18 protein-coding genes and 2 pseudogenes are annotated in these 15,419 nt (G+C 38.6%); 12 read left to right on the top strand and 8 right to left on the bottom strand.

Translation table 11 applies throughout. The features are described 5' to 3' along the window. The gene (ahpC, locus tag D5F11_RS10350) at positions 1 to 564 is read right to left on the bottom strand and encodes an alkyl hydroperoxide reductase subunit C (RefSeq protein ID WP_120115870.1); all 564 of its coding nucleotides are present in this window, start codon (positions 562 to 564) and stop codon (positions 1 to 3) included. Between the two features lie 395 nt (positions 565 to 959). On the opposite strand from ahpC, the gene D5F11_RS26315 reads away from it, so the two are divergent. From D5F11_RS26315 to D5F11_RS10305, 12 genes and pseudogenes are all read left to right on the top strand, one after another. Then, complete coding sequence (locus tag D5F11_RS26315; protein WP_185830624.1) at positions 960 to 1,148, top strand: hypothetical protein; 189 nt, start codon at positions 960 to 962, stop codon at positions 1,146 to 1,148. After that, complete coding sequence (locus D5F11_RS10345) at positions 1,112 to 1,360, top strand: hypothetical protein (protein WP_120115871.1); 249 nt, start codon at positions 1,112 to 1,114, stop codon at positions 1,358 to 1,360. The genes D5F11_RS26315 and D5F11_RS10345 overlap by 37 nt, the downstream gene beginning before the upstream one ends. A 99-nt stretch (positions 1,361 to 1,459) precedes the next feature. Continuing rightward, positions 1,460 to 2,398 carry an ABC transporter ATP-binding protein gene (locus D5F11_RS10340; RefSeq protein WP_120115872.1) on the top strand — a complete coding sequence of 313 codons (939 nt, stop codon included), beginning with the start codon at positions 1,460 to 1,462 and terminating at the stop codon, positions 2,396 to 2,398. Between the two features lie 14 nt (positions 2,399 to 2,412). Beyond that, on the top strand, positions 2,413 to 3,159 hold the full coding sequence (locus tag D5F11_RS10335) for an ABC transporter permease (RefSeq protein WP_120115873.1): 747 nt from the start codon (positions 2,413 to 2,415) through the stop codon (positions 3,157 to 3,159). Continuing rightward, a complete protein-coding gene (locus D5F11_RS10330) occupies positions 3,156 to 4,127 on the top strand; it encodes an ABC transporter permease (protein WP_120115874.1) in 972 nt (323 codons plus the stop codon). Before D5F11_RS10335 ends, D5F11_RS10330 begins: the two co-directional genes overlap by 4 nt. A 42-nt stretch (positions 4,128 to 4,169) precedes the next feature. Beyond that, entirely contained in the window at positions 4,170 to 6,758 is a 2,589-nt protein-coding gene (locus D5F11_RS10325) for a LuxR C-terminal-related transcriptional regulator (RefSeq protein ID WP_120115875.1), read from the top strand. 69 nt (positions 6,759 to 6,827) lie between these two features. Then, positions 6,828 to 6,986, top strand: a complete 159-nt coding sequence (locus D5F11_RS26310) for a hypothetical protein (RefSeq protein ID WP_185830623.1) — start codon at positions 6,828 to 6,830, stop codon at positions 6,984 to 6,986. Between the two features lie 215 nt (positions 6,987 to 7,201). After that, positions 7,202 to 8,380, top strand: a complete 1,179-nt coding sequence (locus D5F11_RS10320) for a DUF4317 domain-containing protein (RefSeq protein ID WP_120115876.1) — start codon at positions 7,202 to 7,204, stop codon at positions 8,378 to 8,380. A 66-nt stretch (positions 8,381 to 8,446) separates the two neighbouring features. Continuing rightward, on the top strand, positions 8,447 to 8,914 hold the full coding sequence (locus D5F11_RS10315) for a hypothetical protein (protein ID WP_126646553.1): 468 nt from the start codon (positions 8,447 to 8,449) through the stop codon (positions 8,912 to 8,914). 222 nt (positions 8,915 to 9,136) lie between these two features. Beyond that, a complete protein-coding gene (locus D5F11_RS28100; protein WP_221768449.1) occupies positions 9,137 to 9,223 on the top strand; it encodes a putative holin-like toxin in 87 nt (28 codons plus the stop codon). A gap of 303 nt (positions 9,224 to 9,526) precedes the next feature. Beyond that, positions 9,527 to 10,041: pseudogene (locus tag D5F11_RS10310) on the top strand (YdeI/OmpD-associated family protein); the annotation flags it as partial. 40 nt (positions 10,042 to 10,081) lie between these two features. Then, positions 10,082 to 10,237 carry a zinc ribbon domain-containing protein gene (locus D5F11_RS10305; protein WP_120115878.1) on the top strand — a complete coding sequence of 52 codons (156 nt, stop codon included), beginning with the start codon at positions 10,082 to 10,084 and terminating at the stop codon, positions 10,235 to 10,237. A 100-nt stretch (positions 10,238 to 10,337) separates the two neighbouring features. Here D5F11_RS10305 and D5F11_RS10300 read toward each other — a convergent pair whose 3' ends face one another. The 7 genes and pseudogenes from D5F11_RS10300 to D5F11_RS27395 all read right to left on the bottom strand — a co-directional run. Next, complete coding sequence (locus D5F11_RS10300) at positions 10,338 to 10,619, bottom strand: hypothetical protein (RefSeq protein WP_126646552.1); 282 nt, start codon at positions 10,617 to 10,619, stop codon at positions 10,338 to 10,340. A 125-nt stretch (positions 10,620 to 10,744) separates the two neighbouring features. Continuing rightward, on the bottom strand, positions 10,745 to 11,503 hold the full coding sequence (locus tag D5F11_RS10295) for an ABC transporter permease (RefSeq protein WP_120115879.1): 759 nt from the start codon (positions 11,501 to 11,503) through the stop codon (positions 10,745 to 10,747). Then, the gene (locus D5F11_RS10290; RefSeq protein ID WP_120115880.1) at positions 11,500 to 12,252 is read right to left on the bottom strand and encodes an ABC transporter permease; all 753 of its coding nucleotides are present in this window, start codon (positions 12,250 to 12,252) and stop codon (positions 11,500 to 11,502) included. Before D5F11_RS10290 ends, D5F11_RS10295 begins: the two co-directional genes overlap by 4 nt. After that, positions 12,249 to 12,971: an ABC transporter ATP-binding protein gene (locus D5F11_RS10285; RefSeq protein ID WP_342776024.1), complete on the bottom strand. Its 723-nt coding sequence runs from the start codon at positions 12,969 to 12,971 to the stop codon at positions 12,249 to 12,251. The genes D5F11_RS10290 and D5F11_RS10285 overlap by 4 nt, the downstream gene beginning before the upstream one ends. Positions 12,972 to 13,054: 83 nt before the next feature. Then, positions 13,055 to 14,065 carry a sensor histidine kinase gene (locus tag D5F11_RS10280; protein ID WP_120115882.1) on the bottom strand — a complete coding sequence of 337 codons (1,011 nt, stop codon included), beginning with the start codon at positions 14,063 to 14,065 and terminating at the stop codon, positions 13,055 to 13,057. Further along, entirely contained in the window at positions 14,062 to 14,739 is a 678-nt protein-coding gene (locus D5F11_RS10275) for a response regulator transcription factor (protein WP_120115883.1), read from the bottom strand. Before D5F11_RS10275 ends, D5F11_RS10280 begins: the two co-directional genes overlap by 4 nt. A 374-nt stretch (positions 14,740 to 15,113) precedes the next feature. Next, a pseudogene (locus D5F11_RS27395) lies at positions 15,114 to 15,242 on the bottom strand (DUF2178 domain-containing protein); the annotation flags it as partial. Positions 15,243 to 15,419 lie beyond the last annotated feature (177 nt).

Below are 15,419 nucleotides of genomic sequence, written 5' to 3'. Positions count from 1 at the left end.
TTAAATTTTACCTACTAGATCAAGGCTTGGCTTAAGAGTTTCTGAGCCTTCTTTCCATTTTGCAGGGCAAACTTCGCCAGGATTATTACGCACGTATTGTGCAGCTTTAATTTTATCAATGAGGACACTTGCATCACGGCCGATGCCGTCAGCATTGATTTCAACCGCTTTGACGACTCCGTCTGGGTCGATAATAAAAGTACCGCGGTCTGCACGGCCTTCTTCTTCTACAAACACATCGAACATTTGGGAAAGCTTATGTGCTGGATCCCCAATCATTGCGTAAGTAATTTTACCGATAGCTTCGGATGTATCGTGCCAAGCTTTATGTGTGAAATGAGAATCTCTTGAAACAGAGAAAACTTCTACTCCAAGTTCCTGAAGAGCAGGATATTGATCTTGCAAGTCTTCAAGTTCTGTTGGACAAACGAAAGTGAAGTCTGCTGGGTAGAAGCAAACGACGCTCCAATGGCCTTTCAAATTTGCATCTGTTACCTCGATGAAATCGCCGTTTTTGTACGCTTGTGCTGTAAATGGTTCTACTTCTTTTCCAATAAGAGACATAATATAAATTCCTCCTAAATGTATTTTTAGATAGCTGTTATTTAATTATCTATAACAGTTACTTAATTACAATTACTATTATATAGTACTAAATATTAAAGTCAAGGGTTTAATTATATTTATTCTAAATAGATATTAATTGTTAATAGATTCGTGAGGTATTTATACTAGTTGATATGTATGGATCAGCATGATTAAAGGGCATATGTCTAAAAACATTAAAGAGATATATTAATGAGATTTTTCTTCTTTAATTGAAAAAAACCTTTAAGGTTCTCTTCTTTGGGTCAATCTTGTTTTGTTATCAGCTTGGAGTTTCGCGTTATTATTAGGCGCCAATTATTATATGGATGCCTCCATTTTTTTCCCGCAATTAAAGGTTCCAACGGTTATATATGGTCCGAGCAATGAAAGGCTTGTCCATCAATCGGAATGAATATGTCGAAGAAAAAATACATTCAAGCTATAGAGTACTATGCGGAAGGCACCGCTTTAACTTCATTCAGCAGAAGTCTCCCACTTCTGTAAGTGGTGAGATGAATGCATATTGGTATCCCATTCAGTGGGGGTTCAAACCCAGCTGAATAAAGTTAAAGCCTCCGGCGGATGCCTCAGATTTTCAGAGGAAATTTATCGAGCGGAGCTCGATAAAATCTGGGCGCAAATACGCCAAGGCGCATTTGATAAGGAGGGATTGGAGAAGAAATCCTTAGAGAAGAAATGGATTTTGCTGTGTCCTTACGGCTTTAGTTGCTTCATTGATACTAACTGTACTTCAACAGGCTCAGCCAAATAAAAGCAGCAGACCATAGTTCAACCCTTCAAATCAACCGAACGGTTGATTTTATTTTTTTTCTTGTAAACTACAATGTTTACCAAGGAGGCTGAGTTTGCAATGAAGGAAATCATAAGTGTGAAAAATCTTGAAAAAAGCTATAAAGGGAACAAGGTGATCAAGGGGGTATCATTTGGAATTAATAAAGGGGAAATTCTTTGTTTTCTTGGACCAAATGGCGCAGGAAAAAGTACAACGATCAATATCCTGACCGGGGCTCTTGCCTATGAAGCAGGTGAAATCACTTACAATGGGAGAAAAATCAGGAAAGGCGATCGAGAGTTTAAACAAAAGTTAGGAGTTGTCCCACAGGATCTTGCGCTCTATGAGGATATTACGGCTGAGCAAAATCTTTGCTTTTTTGCTTCTCTTTATGGATTAAAAGGGAGAGAGCTTAATGAGAAAACCGCAATGGCCCTTGAATTTGCCGGATTGTCTGATCGAGCAAAAGATAAGGTAAAGACTTTTTCAGGAGGAATGAAAAGAAGGTTGAATATTGCGTGTGCCATCGCACATACTCCGGAAATATTGATCATGGATGAGCCAACCGTGGGGATTGATCCACAATCCAGAAATCATATTTTAAGCTCTGTCAAAAAAATGAAAGACCAAGGGATGACAATTATTTACACTACCCATTATATGGAGGAGGTTGAGGAAATCTCAACAAGGATCATTATTATGGATAAAGGACAGATCATCGCTTCAGGATCGAAAGAAACCTTACAAGAGAAGTTTGTCAATTCGAAGAAGATCATCATTGAAGTGGATGATGCAGAATTGGTTTATGTAAAGGATTTTTATAGTGTCGAAGGTGTTAAGAAGGCCTCAATGAAAGACAACAAATTAGAAATCACGGTTTTAACAGGAGTGGAAAACCTGGATAAACTGATTTCTATTTTGATGGACCGCTCCGTTAAGATCCATAATGTAACCTCTCAGGCTGCCAATCTAGAGACTATGTTTTTAAACCTTACCGGAAGAAACTTGAGAGATTAAAAGGGGGAGCTGACATGTATCCATTTAAGCAAATTTTTAAAAGAGATTTATTAAATCTATTTTTAAACCCGATGTGGTTTTTTTATGGCACCGTGTTTCCGTTTCTGCTTGTCCTTATTCTGGGTTTCTTAAGCAGCGGCAATTATGGAGATTCCATTACTTCTTATGATTATTACGGGATTACGATGATGATCTACATTGTTTTTAATACCTCCACGATTGCTGCTAACAGTTTTATGGAGGAGCGGATTAAAAAGGGAAACATGAGGATCATTTACTCGCCGGTGCCGAAGTCTTATATCTATTTATCAAAAATAACTGCAAGCTTTGTTTTTTCTTCTGTTTGCCACCTGTTTGTCATCATGCTGCTACATGTTTTGTTAAAAATTCATTTAGGAGGTTCCAATACTGGTTTCACTCTTTCCATACTCATTATGTTTGAGGCTTTTGCTTCGGTCCTTGGTGTATTATGCTGTTGTATTTTCAAAAGTGAAAACACGAGCAACCAGATTTTGAGTATGGTTATTAATATTTCTGCTTTATTGGGAGGTCTGTTTTTTAGGATGGATGGATTTGGAAGCAGCATCGAAAAAATAAGCTATCTTTCACCAGTAAAATGGATAGTGATCAACATGTTTAAGATTATTTATGACAATGATTTTTCTTACTATTTGCCAACTGCTCTGATCTTATTGTCCTTATCTGTGGCAGCCCTGCTATTGTGCGGAAAATTTTATCGAACGGAGGATTATATAGGATGAGTGTGCTTAAAAATAATTATTACCGAATGAAAAGCAAAAAATATTACTTGATGATTTCTATCGCCATGACGATGATTTCGATTTTTTCAGCCGTGTACTTTCATGCAAAGCTTGAGGTGAAGGGCAGCATTGCAGTTGTCACCACCAATAAAGATACGGTTTTCCAATCGGACTATTTTACCTTTACAACTCTGGACAAAGAGTTGCCGAGGTACCAGCTGATGCTTGGGAAATATGATGGGGAAATTATTGAAAAGGGTGATGGAGAATTTGAGATTGTCACCATAAAGAATCATGATGTTAGGAAAATCCTAGAGGAAATTGTAAAGAAACCTTATGGATACACCCCGCCCTTACCAGATGCTAGAGGAATTGGCACCAATATTCTTGGCTTTCTGATCCTGTTTATTTTGCTGCAATGTGTTCTGTTTATGTTTATGCTGGCTGAAGATATGGAACGGAAGCAAATTGAACGAATGGCTGTTGCACCGATTTCGTTTTTCTCCTATGTATTATCTCATTTCATTTTTACCTTTGCTCTCGTTTTTATTCCGGCATTTTCCATACTGGCCGTCATGAAAGGCTTTGGTTTTGCGATGGGCTTTAGTCTGTGGCAGTATGCGCTGTTATTAGCGCTGCTCTGTATGCTTGGCATTGCCTTTAGCATGTTTTTGATCTCACTCGTGAAAGTCTCCGATACCGCCAATATGATCGGTTCCTCCATTGTCACACTGACAACTATACTCTCCGGAAGCTTTTATTCATTTGAAAAAGGAAATAAAATGCTTGAGAAGATCATCTGGGTCCTGCCTCAAAAGGATTATCTGAGCTTTGTCCAAGGGTTGGAAAGCGGAAAGGCTGTATCAGCCATGCTTCCGCAGCTTTCCTATTGTCTTGTCATCTTACTGGTCTTTTTTACTTTTTCGGTTATCAAAATCAAAAACGACTATGTGCTTCGGAAGGATTAAAGTAAAATAAAGGTGATGACCTTAGGGAAGTACGGTGATTGAATGAGTGATCAATGGCCATTAATATCAACAAGGCTTAAAATGCCTCAGCCAAGGAAAAATTATATCCTTCGAAATGAACTTTTTTTGAGGCTGAATCAAATGGGGAATTACAGTGTCATTTTGGTAAAGGGTGGTCCAGGGACAGGAAAAACGACACTAATCACTTCCTTTGCCAAGGAAAAGGCAATGGCAAACATTAGATGGATCTCGCTTGATGAAAACTGTAATCATGTTTTCTCGTTTTGGAATTACTTTATCGAAGCCATTAGCGGCGATCTCGGAGCGACAAAGCAAGATTTCTTAACCCTTTATGATTCCAACTTCCAGAAAAGCAATTTTGAACGACTGCTTACCTTACTTATCAATGGACTAGATCATCAAGAAGAACTATTTATTGTTTTAGATGATTTTTATTATATGACGGATCGCTTTTTACTCGATACGATCGAGTTTTTTGTCAAAAATATGCCTGATCATGTTCATTTGATCCTGCTAACGAGGGAGGAACCGCCATTATATTTAGCTATGCTGAATATGGAGGGCAGGCTGCTTGTCATCGATGAAAATGACTTAAAACTTCCACCAGAACAGGGAATCCAATTCTTAAAAGAAACGTTGAAGCTGAACATGGAGCAGGAAATTCTTGATGATTTAAATGCTATTTCCGAGGGGTGGATTGGGGGACTTCAGCTTATTGCTGCAGCAACGGGCGGAAAAAAACAAGGGGACCTTATAAGGATCAATCTCCAAAACAAGCTTGTTGCCGATTATCTTACAAAGGAAATTTATGAGGCGTTAAATCCCGAAGAAAAGGAATTTCTTGTGATGACCTCAATGCTGTCCTATTTTCATCAGGAGATATGTATCAAAGTCATAGAACAGATTGATTTTAAAAAAATAATCGACAGTCTGTTCAAGAAGAACATATTGCTTACCTGTATTGATGAAGAAAAGGGAATTTATCGCTACCATACGATTTTTAAAGAATATTTAAATGAAAAGTTTAATGAATTAAATAAAGAGACAAGGATTCATTTTCATTTAAAGGCTGCCAATAGTTTGAAAGAATTGGGCGACTTTAATCAGTGCATTGACCATTTGCTGTATGCAGAGGATTATATTGCTGCCATGAAATTGATTTTAGAGCTACCTCAAAACACTGCATTATTTTCCTTTATGGAGCGGATTCCTGAAGAACTTTTATCAAAAAATCCAGATTTTGCTTTTCAGCGCTACTTTTATCATTATGTGAATATGGAATTTGAAAAATGCAGGGAAATTTATCAATTGTTAAAAGCTAGTATGGCCAAACATTCCACTTATGAAGCCTTTAAATATGCTAATTTCATTGTTGAAGATCGTGTTAACTACAATGATATTGACGTGATGTCAATATCAGAAATTGACCTTCTTCCCTTGAAAGAGACGACGAAAGCTTTTTTGCTTATCAAAGATGCCACTTTTTTATATGTGCAGAACAGGTATGAGAAGGCATTGCTTTATATAGATCAAGCAATAAACTACTCCGCAAGCAGGAGCAACTCGTATATTACCTTCTTTTCATTGTCGATTAAAGCTCAAGTGTTAGAGGACATGGGTGAATTAAACAAATGTGCGCACCTTTATAAGAAAATGGAGCGGATTTTAGAAAGCCATGAAAGTCTTTCCATGTTAAAGGCCAGCTTCTATATTGGCATTACTGGGGTTTATTTAAAGCAGATGGACCTTATAGGTGCAGAAAGCTGTTTGAAACAGGCAGCGGACTACAGTACAGATTCCGTGCTTCCCGTGGACAGGGGATATAGATACAACTTAACGGAATACAAATTTATCAGGGAAGAGTCAGAGGATGCGATGGACCTGGTGAATGAGCTAATGAACATGGAAAGCTATCACAGTCCTGTTTATCTGGCGCCACTTTTGGACTATGTTTTTCGGCTAAACAAGAATAAACTTCCCCATGAACTGCTTAAGGAGCAATTTAAGTTAGGTTATGAGAGGATGAAAAACCCCTTCAGAAGCTTAGAAAATAAGTTGTTATATTCAAAAATAATATTCCATGAAGGAAAAGGTCAAGCAGCGATGGAGCTGACGGACGAAATTCTAACGTATTCCCGTAAACATAAAATGAAATTAATGCTCATCGAAGCTTCTCTTTTTAAAATCCAGATGATGATTCATCATCCTGGAAAGAAGCGTGAGGTGATCAACCTGTTTCGTGAAGCGGTATTTTACAGCCACGAGGATCACATTCTCCTACCGTATTATAAGGAAAGGGAAGTGGTTGCCAAGTTAGTTCGACAATATGAACAAAATATATACTCCCATCTTAGTACTCATGAAAAAGCCCATTATAAGGCCATCTCGAAAGTTTGCAAGGTTCAAATGCAATCCATACTTAGTGAAAGAGAAATAGAGGTTTTAAGAGAAATAGCCGAAGGATCTACAAATAAGGAAATTGCTGATCATTTATGCATCTCTCTTGCTACGGTAAAATCTCACATTATTAATATATACACGAAGCTCCGGGTAAATAATCGAGTGGCTGCTATTCAAGCCTCCCAAAAAATGGGAATTTTACATGATTGAACTAATGCGTCTCATTTAGATTTACTATGGTAAGCTGCATCATAGATAAATGAGGTTTTTGTCTTTGAAATGAATGTCTGGCCAAACGATTATATTAACTTCATTCAGCAGAAGTCTCCCACTTCAGTAAGTGGTGAGATGAATGCATATTGTTATTCCATTCAGTGGGGGTTCAAACCCCGGCTGAATAAAGTCAAAGCCTCCGGCGGATGCCACAGATTTTCATAGGAAATTTATCGAGCGGAGCTCGATAAAATCTGGGCGCAAATACGCCAAGGCGCATTTGATTAAATGGATTTTTCAACAAAATATTGTTATAAAAAGGTGTGTCCAAGAGCGTAAAAACGACAAGCAGGACTCCCTTTTTATTGAAGGCATTAAAAAACTCACCTGGAACAAGGATTTCCTAATAAACCAAAACAACCAAGGAGTTGCACATTTAGATGAACAAAAAGGATATAGCCAACATTCGTAAACAGTTCAAACTTGATAATGATTTATTAACAGTCACCGATATTTTTAATGTCTATATAAGAAAGGAAAGCAGTGATATCTACCATCAGGAAAGCCACCCGTTTCCTATGTTAGACAGGGAGCAGCAAGAGTTATTCATGAATAACTTTAAGAAGGTGCTGACAGGCCAGCTTGATGTGAAGTTATTTGAAGTTAAGTTCCAAGAACAGGCGGAAGATCACACGCGTGTGATTCTTCATGAAGGTTTGCAGGCGGATGAAGTAGAAGAATGGAAGGAGCAGATGCTTCTTATCGTTGATAAAATGTTTAAGGATGTTCAGTACGAGAAGGACATGGTCGTTACTTTCATTCGCGGCGAATATTTTAAACCGACGAAAAGGAGCCGGGAAGAAGCGGAAGAGAGTGATCGGGATGAGGTGTATTCCCATCCTTTTATTCTCTGCAGCATCAATCAGACGGAGCAGCCAAAAAGATCGTTGGTGTTTGATTATGTTGAGAAGGAATTTAAGTCGAGTGTGGTAGTTGATTCCATTATCAATCTTGCATCACCAGTTGCAGGATTTTTATTTCCAAGCTTCACAGATAATGCTGCCGATGTAAATCGCGTACTGTACTCGGCGGGCAAAGCGAATAAACCTGATTATCACTTTATCGAGGATGTGCTGAATGGCGAAGAGATCATGACTGCCCAGGAAGACAAAGCTATATTTGAGTTTGTCGTAAATGAAGTGGTGGGAGGCGAGGTGGATACTCATACACTTTCGAATGTATATGAAGAAATAAACCGGATGATGGATGAAGACGAAGAGGAGGAGGAAGAAGTCACTCCTACACTTGATTATGAAGACGTTGAACGAGTTTTAAAAATGAGCGGAGTAGAAGACGTCAATGTGGACAAGGTTGAAATGGCCTTCCAAAAAGTCGTTGATGACGAAAAATATGAGCTTAAAGCAAGTAGCATTGTCCCGAAATATACATCGAAATCGATTAAAATCGAAACGAAGGTCGCCAATATTTCTATCAGCCCTAAAGACTTGAAGTATGTAAGGCAAGTCAACTTTAATGGTAAGCTCTGTTTAATGATCGAGGTTGATGAAGACACCATGATCGAGGGCTTTAAGTTGATACCGGAGGCTTCGTTGGGCTAAGAACTATCTAAATGGATGAATGTCATGAATCCAACCAACGATACAGTGAGTGGGAAGGAAGGCATAATGTCTGAAATTACATTCTTAGCGTCAACAAAACCGTTTAAGATTCCCGATGAGATTCAAGAATACAATAACCGCTCTGTCTTTGACAGCATAGAAGATTGTGTACAATTAATTGTTACAGAAGTAGATGAGTATGGGTGGGAGGATTTGGTAAAGGATCTTTTTACGCTTCCGTATATTTATGAAATCATAGGTGCAGATAGTCAACTATTTTTGTTATATCTTGAAAAACATATGGAAGTAGGAGAGGTGTTGGAGCTTTTACATTTTCCGGATCAGCATGCCTTTGAATTCTATGTAAAAAGATTGATGGAAAAGCCTGAACCAATTGAGATAAATGTTGGCAGGTTAACGTATCAAGATCAGTATGGAGCTTATCAGTTCAATCCTAAAAAATGGGTGGAAGAGTTAAGCCACAAAAATTTCTTGACGGAATATGGAGTTACAACAATTGTTAAGTACGACTAGAACATATAAATGAATCGGGAGCCTTTTGGATGGGGTTAATCTCCTCTCCGCTAGTAAATCCAGAGGAAAACACAACGAACACATCGATGTCATGAACCTATCTTTAGCCAGATTTCTAGCCTGCTGAACTTGATATAATGCTATAATTAAAGAACAATAGCATAACGGTTAACTCAAGGGTGACGGCATCATCCCCATTTTTTTACGAAAGGGGGTGGTGCTATGATGACGGTATATGAAAGCATATCTCTCATGATTGCGTTAGGAGTGTTAATTATAGCGCTGCTGTCATTTAACCAAAAAAAGTAATCCACCCTTGAGTTAGAGGCTCAGGTGGATTACTTTCCCTTGGTGCCAGTCCCCTTGATGGGAAGCAAGCTATTGTATAGGCTGAAGGTGCTGGTACACCTTCAGTCGTTTTTAATCTATGCATTTCTAATTACAGTATACCTGTTTTTTCTGAAAAAGAAAACACAAAGTGGTTATTGTATGAATTCATTATTGTACATGGGATTATAATTCTTTTGTGCCTTCCTCTGTTTTGCCTATTTTTCCAAAAGATTTTAGTTCCTCTAGACACTCAGATACGTCTCGCTCCTCGACCTTTCCTTATGTTGGGTCTTGGTTAGTATGACGCCCAAATCGGATACGCTCTTATATTTGGACGCGGTCGCGGAAGCTTTGTGCTTTGGATGGATCGATGGAGTCAAGAAGAAAATATCTGAAACGGGGCTGGCTCAGAGACTGTCCCCTCGAAGCAAAAAAAGCTCATGGACTGAATTGAATAAAGAACGTGTCCGTCGCCTCGAAAAGTTGGGTTTGATACAGACGAAGGAAGAAAGGTTCTTTCTGATATGGATTACGATTCTTTTCGAATCGATCCGGTTATAGAGAAAAGGCTGAAAGAGGAAAAGCAAGTATATGAGAATTTCAAGGCATTTCCGGATCTGTATAAAAGAGTTCGGATCGACACGATACAAAGCATAAAAAACCAACCAGAATTATTTGAGAGCAGATTAGACAAATTCATAGCAAACACGAGAGAAAACAAAATGTACGGCCAATGGAATGATAATGGACGTCTACTAGATATCCATCGGCCCCAATCCTTCGGTTCGATAGACTGAAGATGCAAGAACATGGCTTGTATCTGAGAGGGTTTAATGAATGCTGGCCAATACAACGAACCAAAAACTATCTAACTGGTCTTTCGGGAAAGTATACGCCTTTTTATCTTATAAACTGGAAGTGGAAGGCATCAAACTTTCTAAACATGATGAGAGCAATACAACACAACCATGTCCTTGTTGTGCGAAGAAATGAAAAGTATCTTCGAGAATATACAGTTGTACTTCCGGTTATACAAATCACCGTGATATTCACGGGGCATCGAATTTTTTCGCAAAAACGTTTTACGGGGAAATCAGGGAACTTGATTTTCTCCTAAACCATACAACGTATCTACGGATTGCCTAAGGGCAGGAAGTAGTAGATGGTCAGTTCCGACCCTGTTATCTAAGGATAGGCTGTTGCCTAATGTCGTTGGCAAAATGAATTCCTGCGGCTTACCGCAAAAGATGGGTGTCACCCGCCTGTCTTGTTGGAAGCTTTTTGTCGATTGGTTAGGAAACCCCCACTTCAAAAACGGGTGTTTTAAGTGGGGGAGGTTCATCGAACAGGCTGCAATTGTACATTTATCGCTCATAAAGAGAACTCTCAGAAGTGGAGGGTTCTTACAATTTTATCCATGTGTTGCGGGTAGTGTCAGCTACGCTGGTACTACCCTTGTTTTTGAGATATAAATAACAAATGGCATTAAGAAATCTAAACTTAGGCATCTCGTTTACGGTAAAATACAATAGCTACTGTAATAAAGATCAGTGTCCATAACATTAAAATACCTGTCCCTTGCATTGGTGTAAGGGCATTTATTTCATCAGAGGAAGGCGGCATATACATATAATATCCTGCCGTATCCGGAAAATAATTTTTAATACTAGATAGAAAATCTCTCGACAATGGACTGACAATGAAATAATAACCAAGCAGTATCACTAAAGCAGGAGTGGTTCGTCTTAGTAAAGCACCTATAGCTGCACTGAGAAGTGTGGTTAATGTTAGATAGCCTGTTGCACCTACTAATGTTTTTATCATTGTGTCTATTTCAATCACTACTGCTGTGTCTCTCATCATAATAAAAGCATATAGTACACCTGATGCAGCAATAATAAACGCCACAGGAATGGTTATAATTGCCAATGCCAAATACTTCGTGGATAATTGAAACCCACGCCAAGGTATCGTAGTTAAAGTAGTTCGAATCTGTCCACCAGTATACTCCGAACAAGTAGCTAAGATACCAAGAATAATGAACCCTGCCTGAAGATACCCCATAGAAGCAAGTCCTATATTCAGTATACTTTGCGTTCCTGCTGCCCCTTGTAGACCAGCAGAAGTAAAAGCTGCGGCTAAAACTAAATTAAGAATGAATGTACCAATAAGAGTGAGCCATATCAATGGCAATGTAACTAATTTATCTAGTTCAGCACCAAGGATTTGTGTTATCTTTCTACTAGAAGAGACACTCATGATGCGACGTCCCTCCTATGGAATACAATAGCTGCAACAATGAAAAGAACGACTACCCAGGCAAACATGACTAAACCGCCTGTGAACGGGGTGTGAAATTCGCCTGTGAACGGGGTCATAAACATTTCAATGCCAGCCATATCTGGTAAGTAAAATGCCAACTTTGTAACCCTAGAAAGCGGGATACTAAATGATACAACGGATGAATTTATCATGAGCACAGCAAGCGGGATAATGCCATTCTTAGTTAGAACAGTAATCCCAAATGCTAAAATAGCAGTGAATGTCCAGTAACAAACTGCACCGATAAGTCTAGACCATTCAAATGCAGGGGCATATTCACCAAGAATAAGATGCGTCGCTGACACTGTTGTCATCATAGCAACAATACAAAGCAGTATGCTGATCACTGTCACAGCGCCTACTTTTGCCAGCAAAAAGTGAAGTCGGGATGGAACAACAGTTAAACTTGTTGTAATCTGCTGCCCTCCGCCAGATTCACTGCTCTCTGTCAAATACTCACTGCTGACAGCAAGCACACCAAGAATAATGACACCTTGCACACCAAGACCTAATCCAATATAGCCAACTTCCGATAGCCGTGTGCTAACTCCAGCTATAATCTCCCCTTTTTCTGCTATACTGTCCAAGGCAGCAATGACCGCTGGGGCAAACGCTCCAATAAGAAAGGCAAGCCAAATGCCCGGCAGGGAGAACAATTTAGATAGTTCCGCGTTGAATGCCCTCATACAACATCACCTGCATTTTCAGATGTCAGGGCAAAAAAGGCTTTCTCCAGCGTGGAATGGTTACCTATTACTTCTTCCAATGTTCCATCTGCAACGATTTTTCCATACTTAATAATCACCACATCATCAACAGTCTCTGCAAGTTCTCCCATTAGATGACTGGATAGTAACACCGTGTTTCCAGACTCAGCACGTTCACGTAAAAATGTCCGAATCCAACGAATTCCTTCTGGGTCGAGCCCGTTTACGGGTTCATCTAAAACCAATATTTTTGGATCACCAAGTAGTGCAGCTGCCATTCCAAGTCTTCTCCCCATGCCAAGGGAATAATTTCCAACCCTTTTACCAGCTGCATTAGTAAGACCTACTATTTCCAGAACTTCCTCGACACGTGAGCGAGGCAATCCTGCGGCACGAGCAATCCAACGCAAGTGTGCCCGTCCTGTTCGCATACGATGAGCTCCAAATCCATCAAGTGCAGCACCTATTGTTGTTAGAGGATTATGTAATTCTGCGAATGGCTTTCCATTAATTAGTGCACTCCCTGAGGTGGCACGATCTAATCCAAGCAGGATGCGAAGTGTAGAACTTTTACCTGCCCCATTTGGACCTAAAAAACCAGTTACTCTACCTGGTCTAGCTTTAAAACTGATACCTGATAAGATTTCTTGAGTTCCGCGATATTTGACTAAGTTATTAATTGTAAGCAACCACAACACTTCCTTTCTGTTATGGTTCTCATTATAAAGAAGCAAAGTTACATCTCGGTTATCATGTTGTTTAATTCTGGGTTACCTTTAGGTTAAGCTCTACCAATAGCTACTCTTGTGCCATTTTCATTTGATGTAAAATCAGCTTTCAGCTTCATTTTTTTCAACATATAATTTGAAGTCGATAAACCAATTCCCGCCCCACGCTCATAGGAAGAGTTATCCATACCTGGACCTCTGTCTGCAACAATGATCTGTTCTTTTTCTACATCAACCACAATGTTTGCATATTTTCCCTCTGCTGCATGGCGAAGAATATTCTGAAATAAATTGTCCAGAACCCGTGTCATCCATTTAGGATCTGCTTCCCAATAAAAAGTCTCCTCTGTCGGTAAATCAACATCGAACTGAATTTCTTTTTCTTCAAATACAGGATACCACGCAGCAACAGATGCTCTTACTAAACGTCCAATATCTGTTGAAGTGGGTTGAAAAGGATGTTTCCCTGATGTAAGCAATGTATAGGAAAGTAAATCATCCATTAGATCTCCGACTCTTGTAATCGTATGGTTCATCTCTGTTAATGAGTTTTGTCCTTCTAAACTCATTGATTCTTTATTTAATCTGGTGACATGTCCTCTCAAAATGGTAAGTGGCGTTCGTAAGTCGTGAGATAAATTCGCAATGAGTCGATGTCGTAATAATTCCTCTTCATATTCTCGCTTACGACTGTCTTCAAGCTGCTGAATCATCCAATTAAAAGAACTTCCTAACTGGTCTATTTCATCCATACGATCCGTTTGAACAGATACTGGTTTAGGAAATGAGTTATTATTAGCTGAAAATGACATGACTTCCTGTAAGCGAGTAAGACGTTTACGAAGTCTCAAGAAGAAAAGCCAAGATATGACAACAAATGCGACAATAAGAAAACCAAACAAAAGTAGTATAACGTAAAATAGATTTAACGTATTCAGATTTTCTTCATTGATATCCGAAAAAGCAATGAACGCAAAGAAGAAAATAAGCACAATTGGAGGAAAAAAGATAAATAGAAAATGTCCTACTAGAAAACGACGAAATAATGATCTAGTCTGTTTCATAGTTTCACCCGATAGCCTATTCCCTTCAATGTTTCAATAATCTCTGGGGAATCTGGATTACGTTCCAACTTTTGACGCAGTCGACGGATATGCACCATTAATGTTCTATCACCAGTTATATAAGTTTCTTCCCAAATTGCTTCATAAATTTGTTCTTTTGGTAAAACTTGATTAGGGTGGCGTAAGAAATACATTAAAATTTGATGTTGTTTCCCAGTCAATATAATTTCTTCTCCTGTGCGTTTGTCATATACCATTTGGATTTCCGGATCTACTTCAATATGATCTCCTAATGAAATGCGTTCGGAATGTGTTCCACCACTTCGACGGATTAATACTTCTAATCTTGCAACCAATTCATCCGTATGGAATGGTTTCGTTAAATAGTCATCAGCAAATTGTAAACCATCTACCTTATCATCTATCGAAGTTCGAGCAGATAATAGCAAAATAGGAACAGCAGGAGCTGCCTTTTTTAATCGTTTTCCCACAGTAAATCCGTCTAAACCGGGTAACATGATATCCAAAATAACTATTTCATGCTGATGTACTTCTTTTTCGGCTCCTTCACCAGAAAGCATCCACTGAACTGAAAATCCTCGCTGTTCCAATTCTTCTTTTACCCAACTACCTATTTTCTCATTATCTTCAATATATAATACGTTTCTTTTCAAGTAACATCCCTCTCTCTGAATTGAGTTCACTATTAGACAGATTAACACAATCCATTTTATCGTTCGTTAATAGAGTTTCATAAAAGAGAGGCCCGTCTAACTGATTGCTCTTTCTGTTCCTAAATAAATAAAATTTATAGCATCAAAATAAGTAATCTTCATAAATGTCCACCTCGTTATAAACATTATCTCTCTTTCAAAATTCGCTGGGTTATATTTAAACCAAACTAAGACTCATGACAATCGGTACAAGTTCTTGTCTCAAGTAAAATTCTAGACTACCTTTCATTCGCCAGATATGATAATCAGTCGCTTCCTTCCTCTATAATGAGTAATTGCAGGTTCGTGGCTGAACCTCGATCCTTGACCATTCCTTATGAGAAATCCTTTTTATATTGGACGGCCATGTAAATTCCACCAGCTAAAAATGCCAGCGTATATTTGAACATGAAAAAGATGGTCCACATATAGTCTTTAGGAAAAATCATGTCACATAGAATAATTGCCCCTTTACTGGGTATAGCTTTCGGGGTTTATATCATGAAAAATAATAGCTCTAAGAACTTAATGAGCAGCATTCTGACTATAATTGTTATTTGCATATGTTTCTCCTCTTTAGGTCTCTATTCATTGTTCTTTTACTTAGGAAAAATAATGGGAGGATAAAATGAATTACAATT

The organism is Siminovitchia terrae (assembly GCF_003605405.2).
In the GTDB taxonomy this organism is placed as follows: domain Bacteria; phylum Bacillota; class Bacilli; order Bacillales; family Bacillaceae_C; genus Siminovitchia; species Siminovitchia terrae.
The sequence above is the reverse complement of the archived record's forward strand: the minus strand, read 5'-3'. Positions and strand labels throughout refer to the sequence as shown.

What these genes read in the sequence shown, in the direction of transcription:
- D5F11_RS10290 (WP_120115880.1), bottom strand. Translation starts at nt 12,252, where the DNA reads ATGAGGGCATTCAACGCGGAACTATCTAAATTGTTCTCCCTGCCGGGC.
- D5F11_RS10330 (WP_120115874.1), top strand. Translation starts at nt 3,156, where the DNA reads ATGAGTGTGCTTAAAAATAATTATTACCGAATGAAAAGCAAAAAATAT.
- D5F11_RS10340 (WP_120115872.1), top strand. Translation starts at nt 1,460, where the DNA reads ATGAAGGAAATCATAAGTGTGAAAAATCTTGAAAAAAGCTATAAAGGG.
- D5F11_RS28100 (WP_221768449.1), top strand. Translation starts at nt 9,137, where the DNA reads ATGATGACGGTATATGAAAGCATATCTCTCATGATTGCGTTAGGAGTG.
- D5F11_RS10300 (WP_126646552.1), bottom strand. Translation starts at nt 10,619, where the DNA reads ATGAGCGATAAATGTACAATTGCAGCCTGTTCGATGAACCTCCCCCAC.
- D5F11_RS26310 (WP_185830623.1), top strand. Translation starts at nt 6,828, where the DNA reads ATGAATGTCTGGCCAAACGATTATATTAACTTCATTCAGCAGAAGTCT.
- D5F11_RS10305 (WP_120115878.1), top strand. Translation starts at nt 10,082, where the DNA reads ATGCTGGCCAATACAACGAACCAAAAACTATCTAACTGGTCTTTCGGG.
- D5F11_RS10325 (WP_120115875.1), top strand. Translation starts at nt 4,170, where the DNA reads ATGAGTGATCAATGGCCATTAATATCAACAAGGCTTAAAATGCCTCAG.
- D5F11_RS26315 (WP_185830624.1), top strand. Translation starts at nt 960, where the DNA reads ATGGTCCGAGCAATGAAAGGCTTGTCCATCAATCGGAATGAATATGTC.
- D5F11_RS10320 (WP_120115876.1), top strand. Translation starts at nt 7,202, where the DNA reads ATGAACAAAAAGGATATAGCCAACATTCGTAAACAGTTCAAACTTGAT.
- ahpC (WP_120115870.1), bottom strand. Translation starts at nt 564, where the DNA reads ATGTCTCTTATTGGAAAAGAAGTAGAACCATTTACAGCACAAGCGTAC.
- D5F11_RS10335 (WP_120115873.1), top strand. Translation starts at nt 2,413, where the DNA reads ATGTATCCATTTAAGCAAATTTTTAAAAGAGATTTATTAAATCTATTT.
- D5F11_RS10315 (WP_126646553.1), top strand. Translation starts at nt 8,447, where the DNA reads ATGTCTGAAATTACATTCTTAGCGTCAACAAAACCGTTTAAGATTCCC.
- D5F11_RS10295 (WP_120115879.1), bottom strand. Translation starts at nt 11,503, where the DNA reads ATGAGTGTCTCTTCTAGTAGAAAGATAACACAAATCCTTGGTGCTGAA.
- D5F11_RS10280 (WP_120115882.1), bottom strand. Translation starts at nt 14,065, where the DNA reads ATGAAACAGACTAGATCATTATTTCGTCGTTTTCTAGTAGGACATTTT.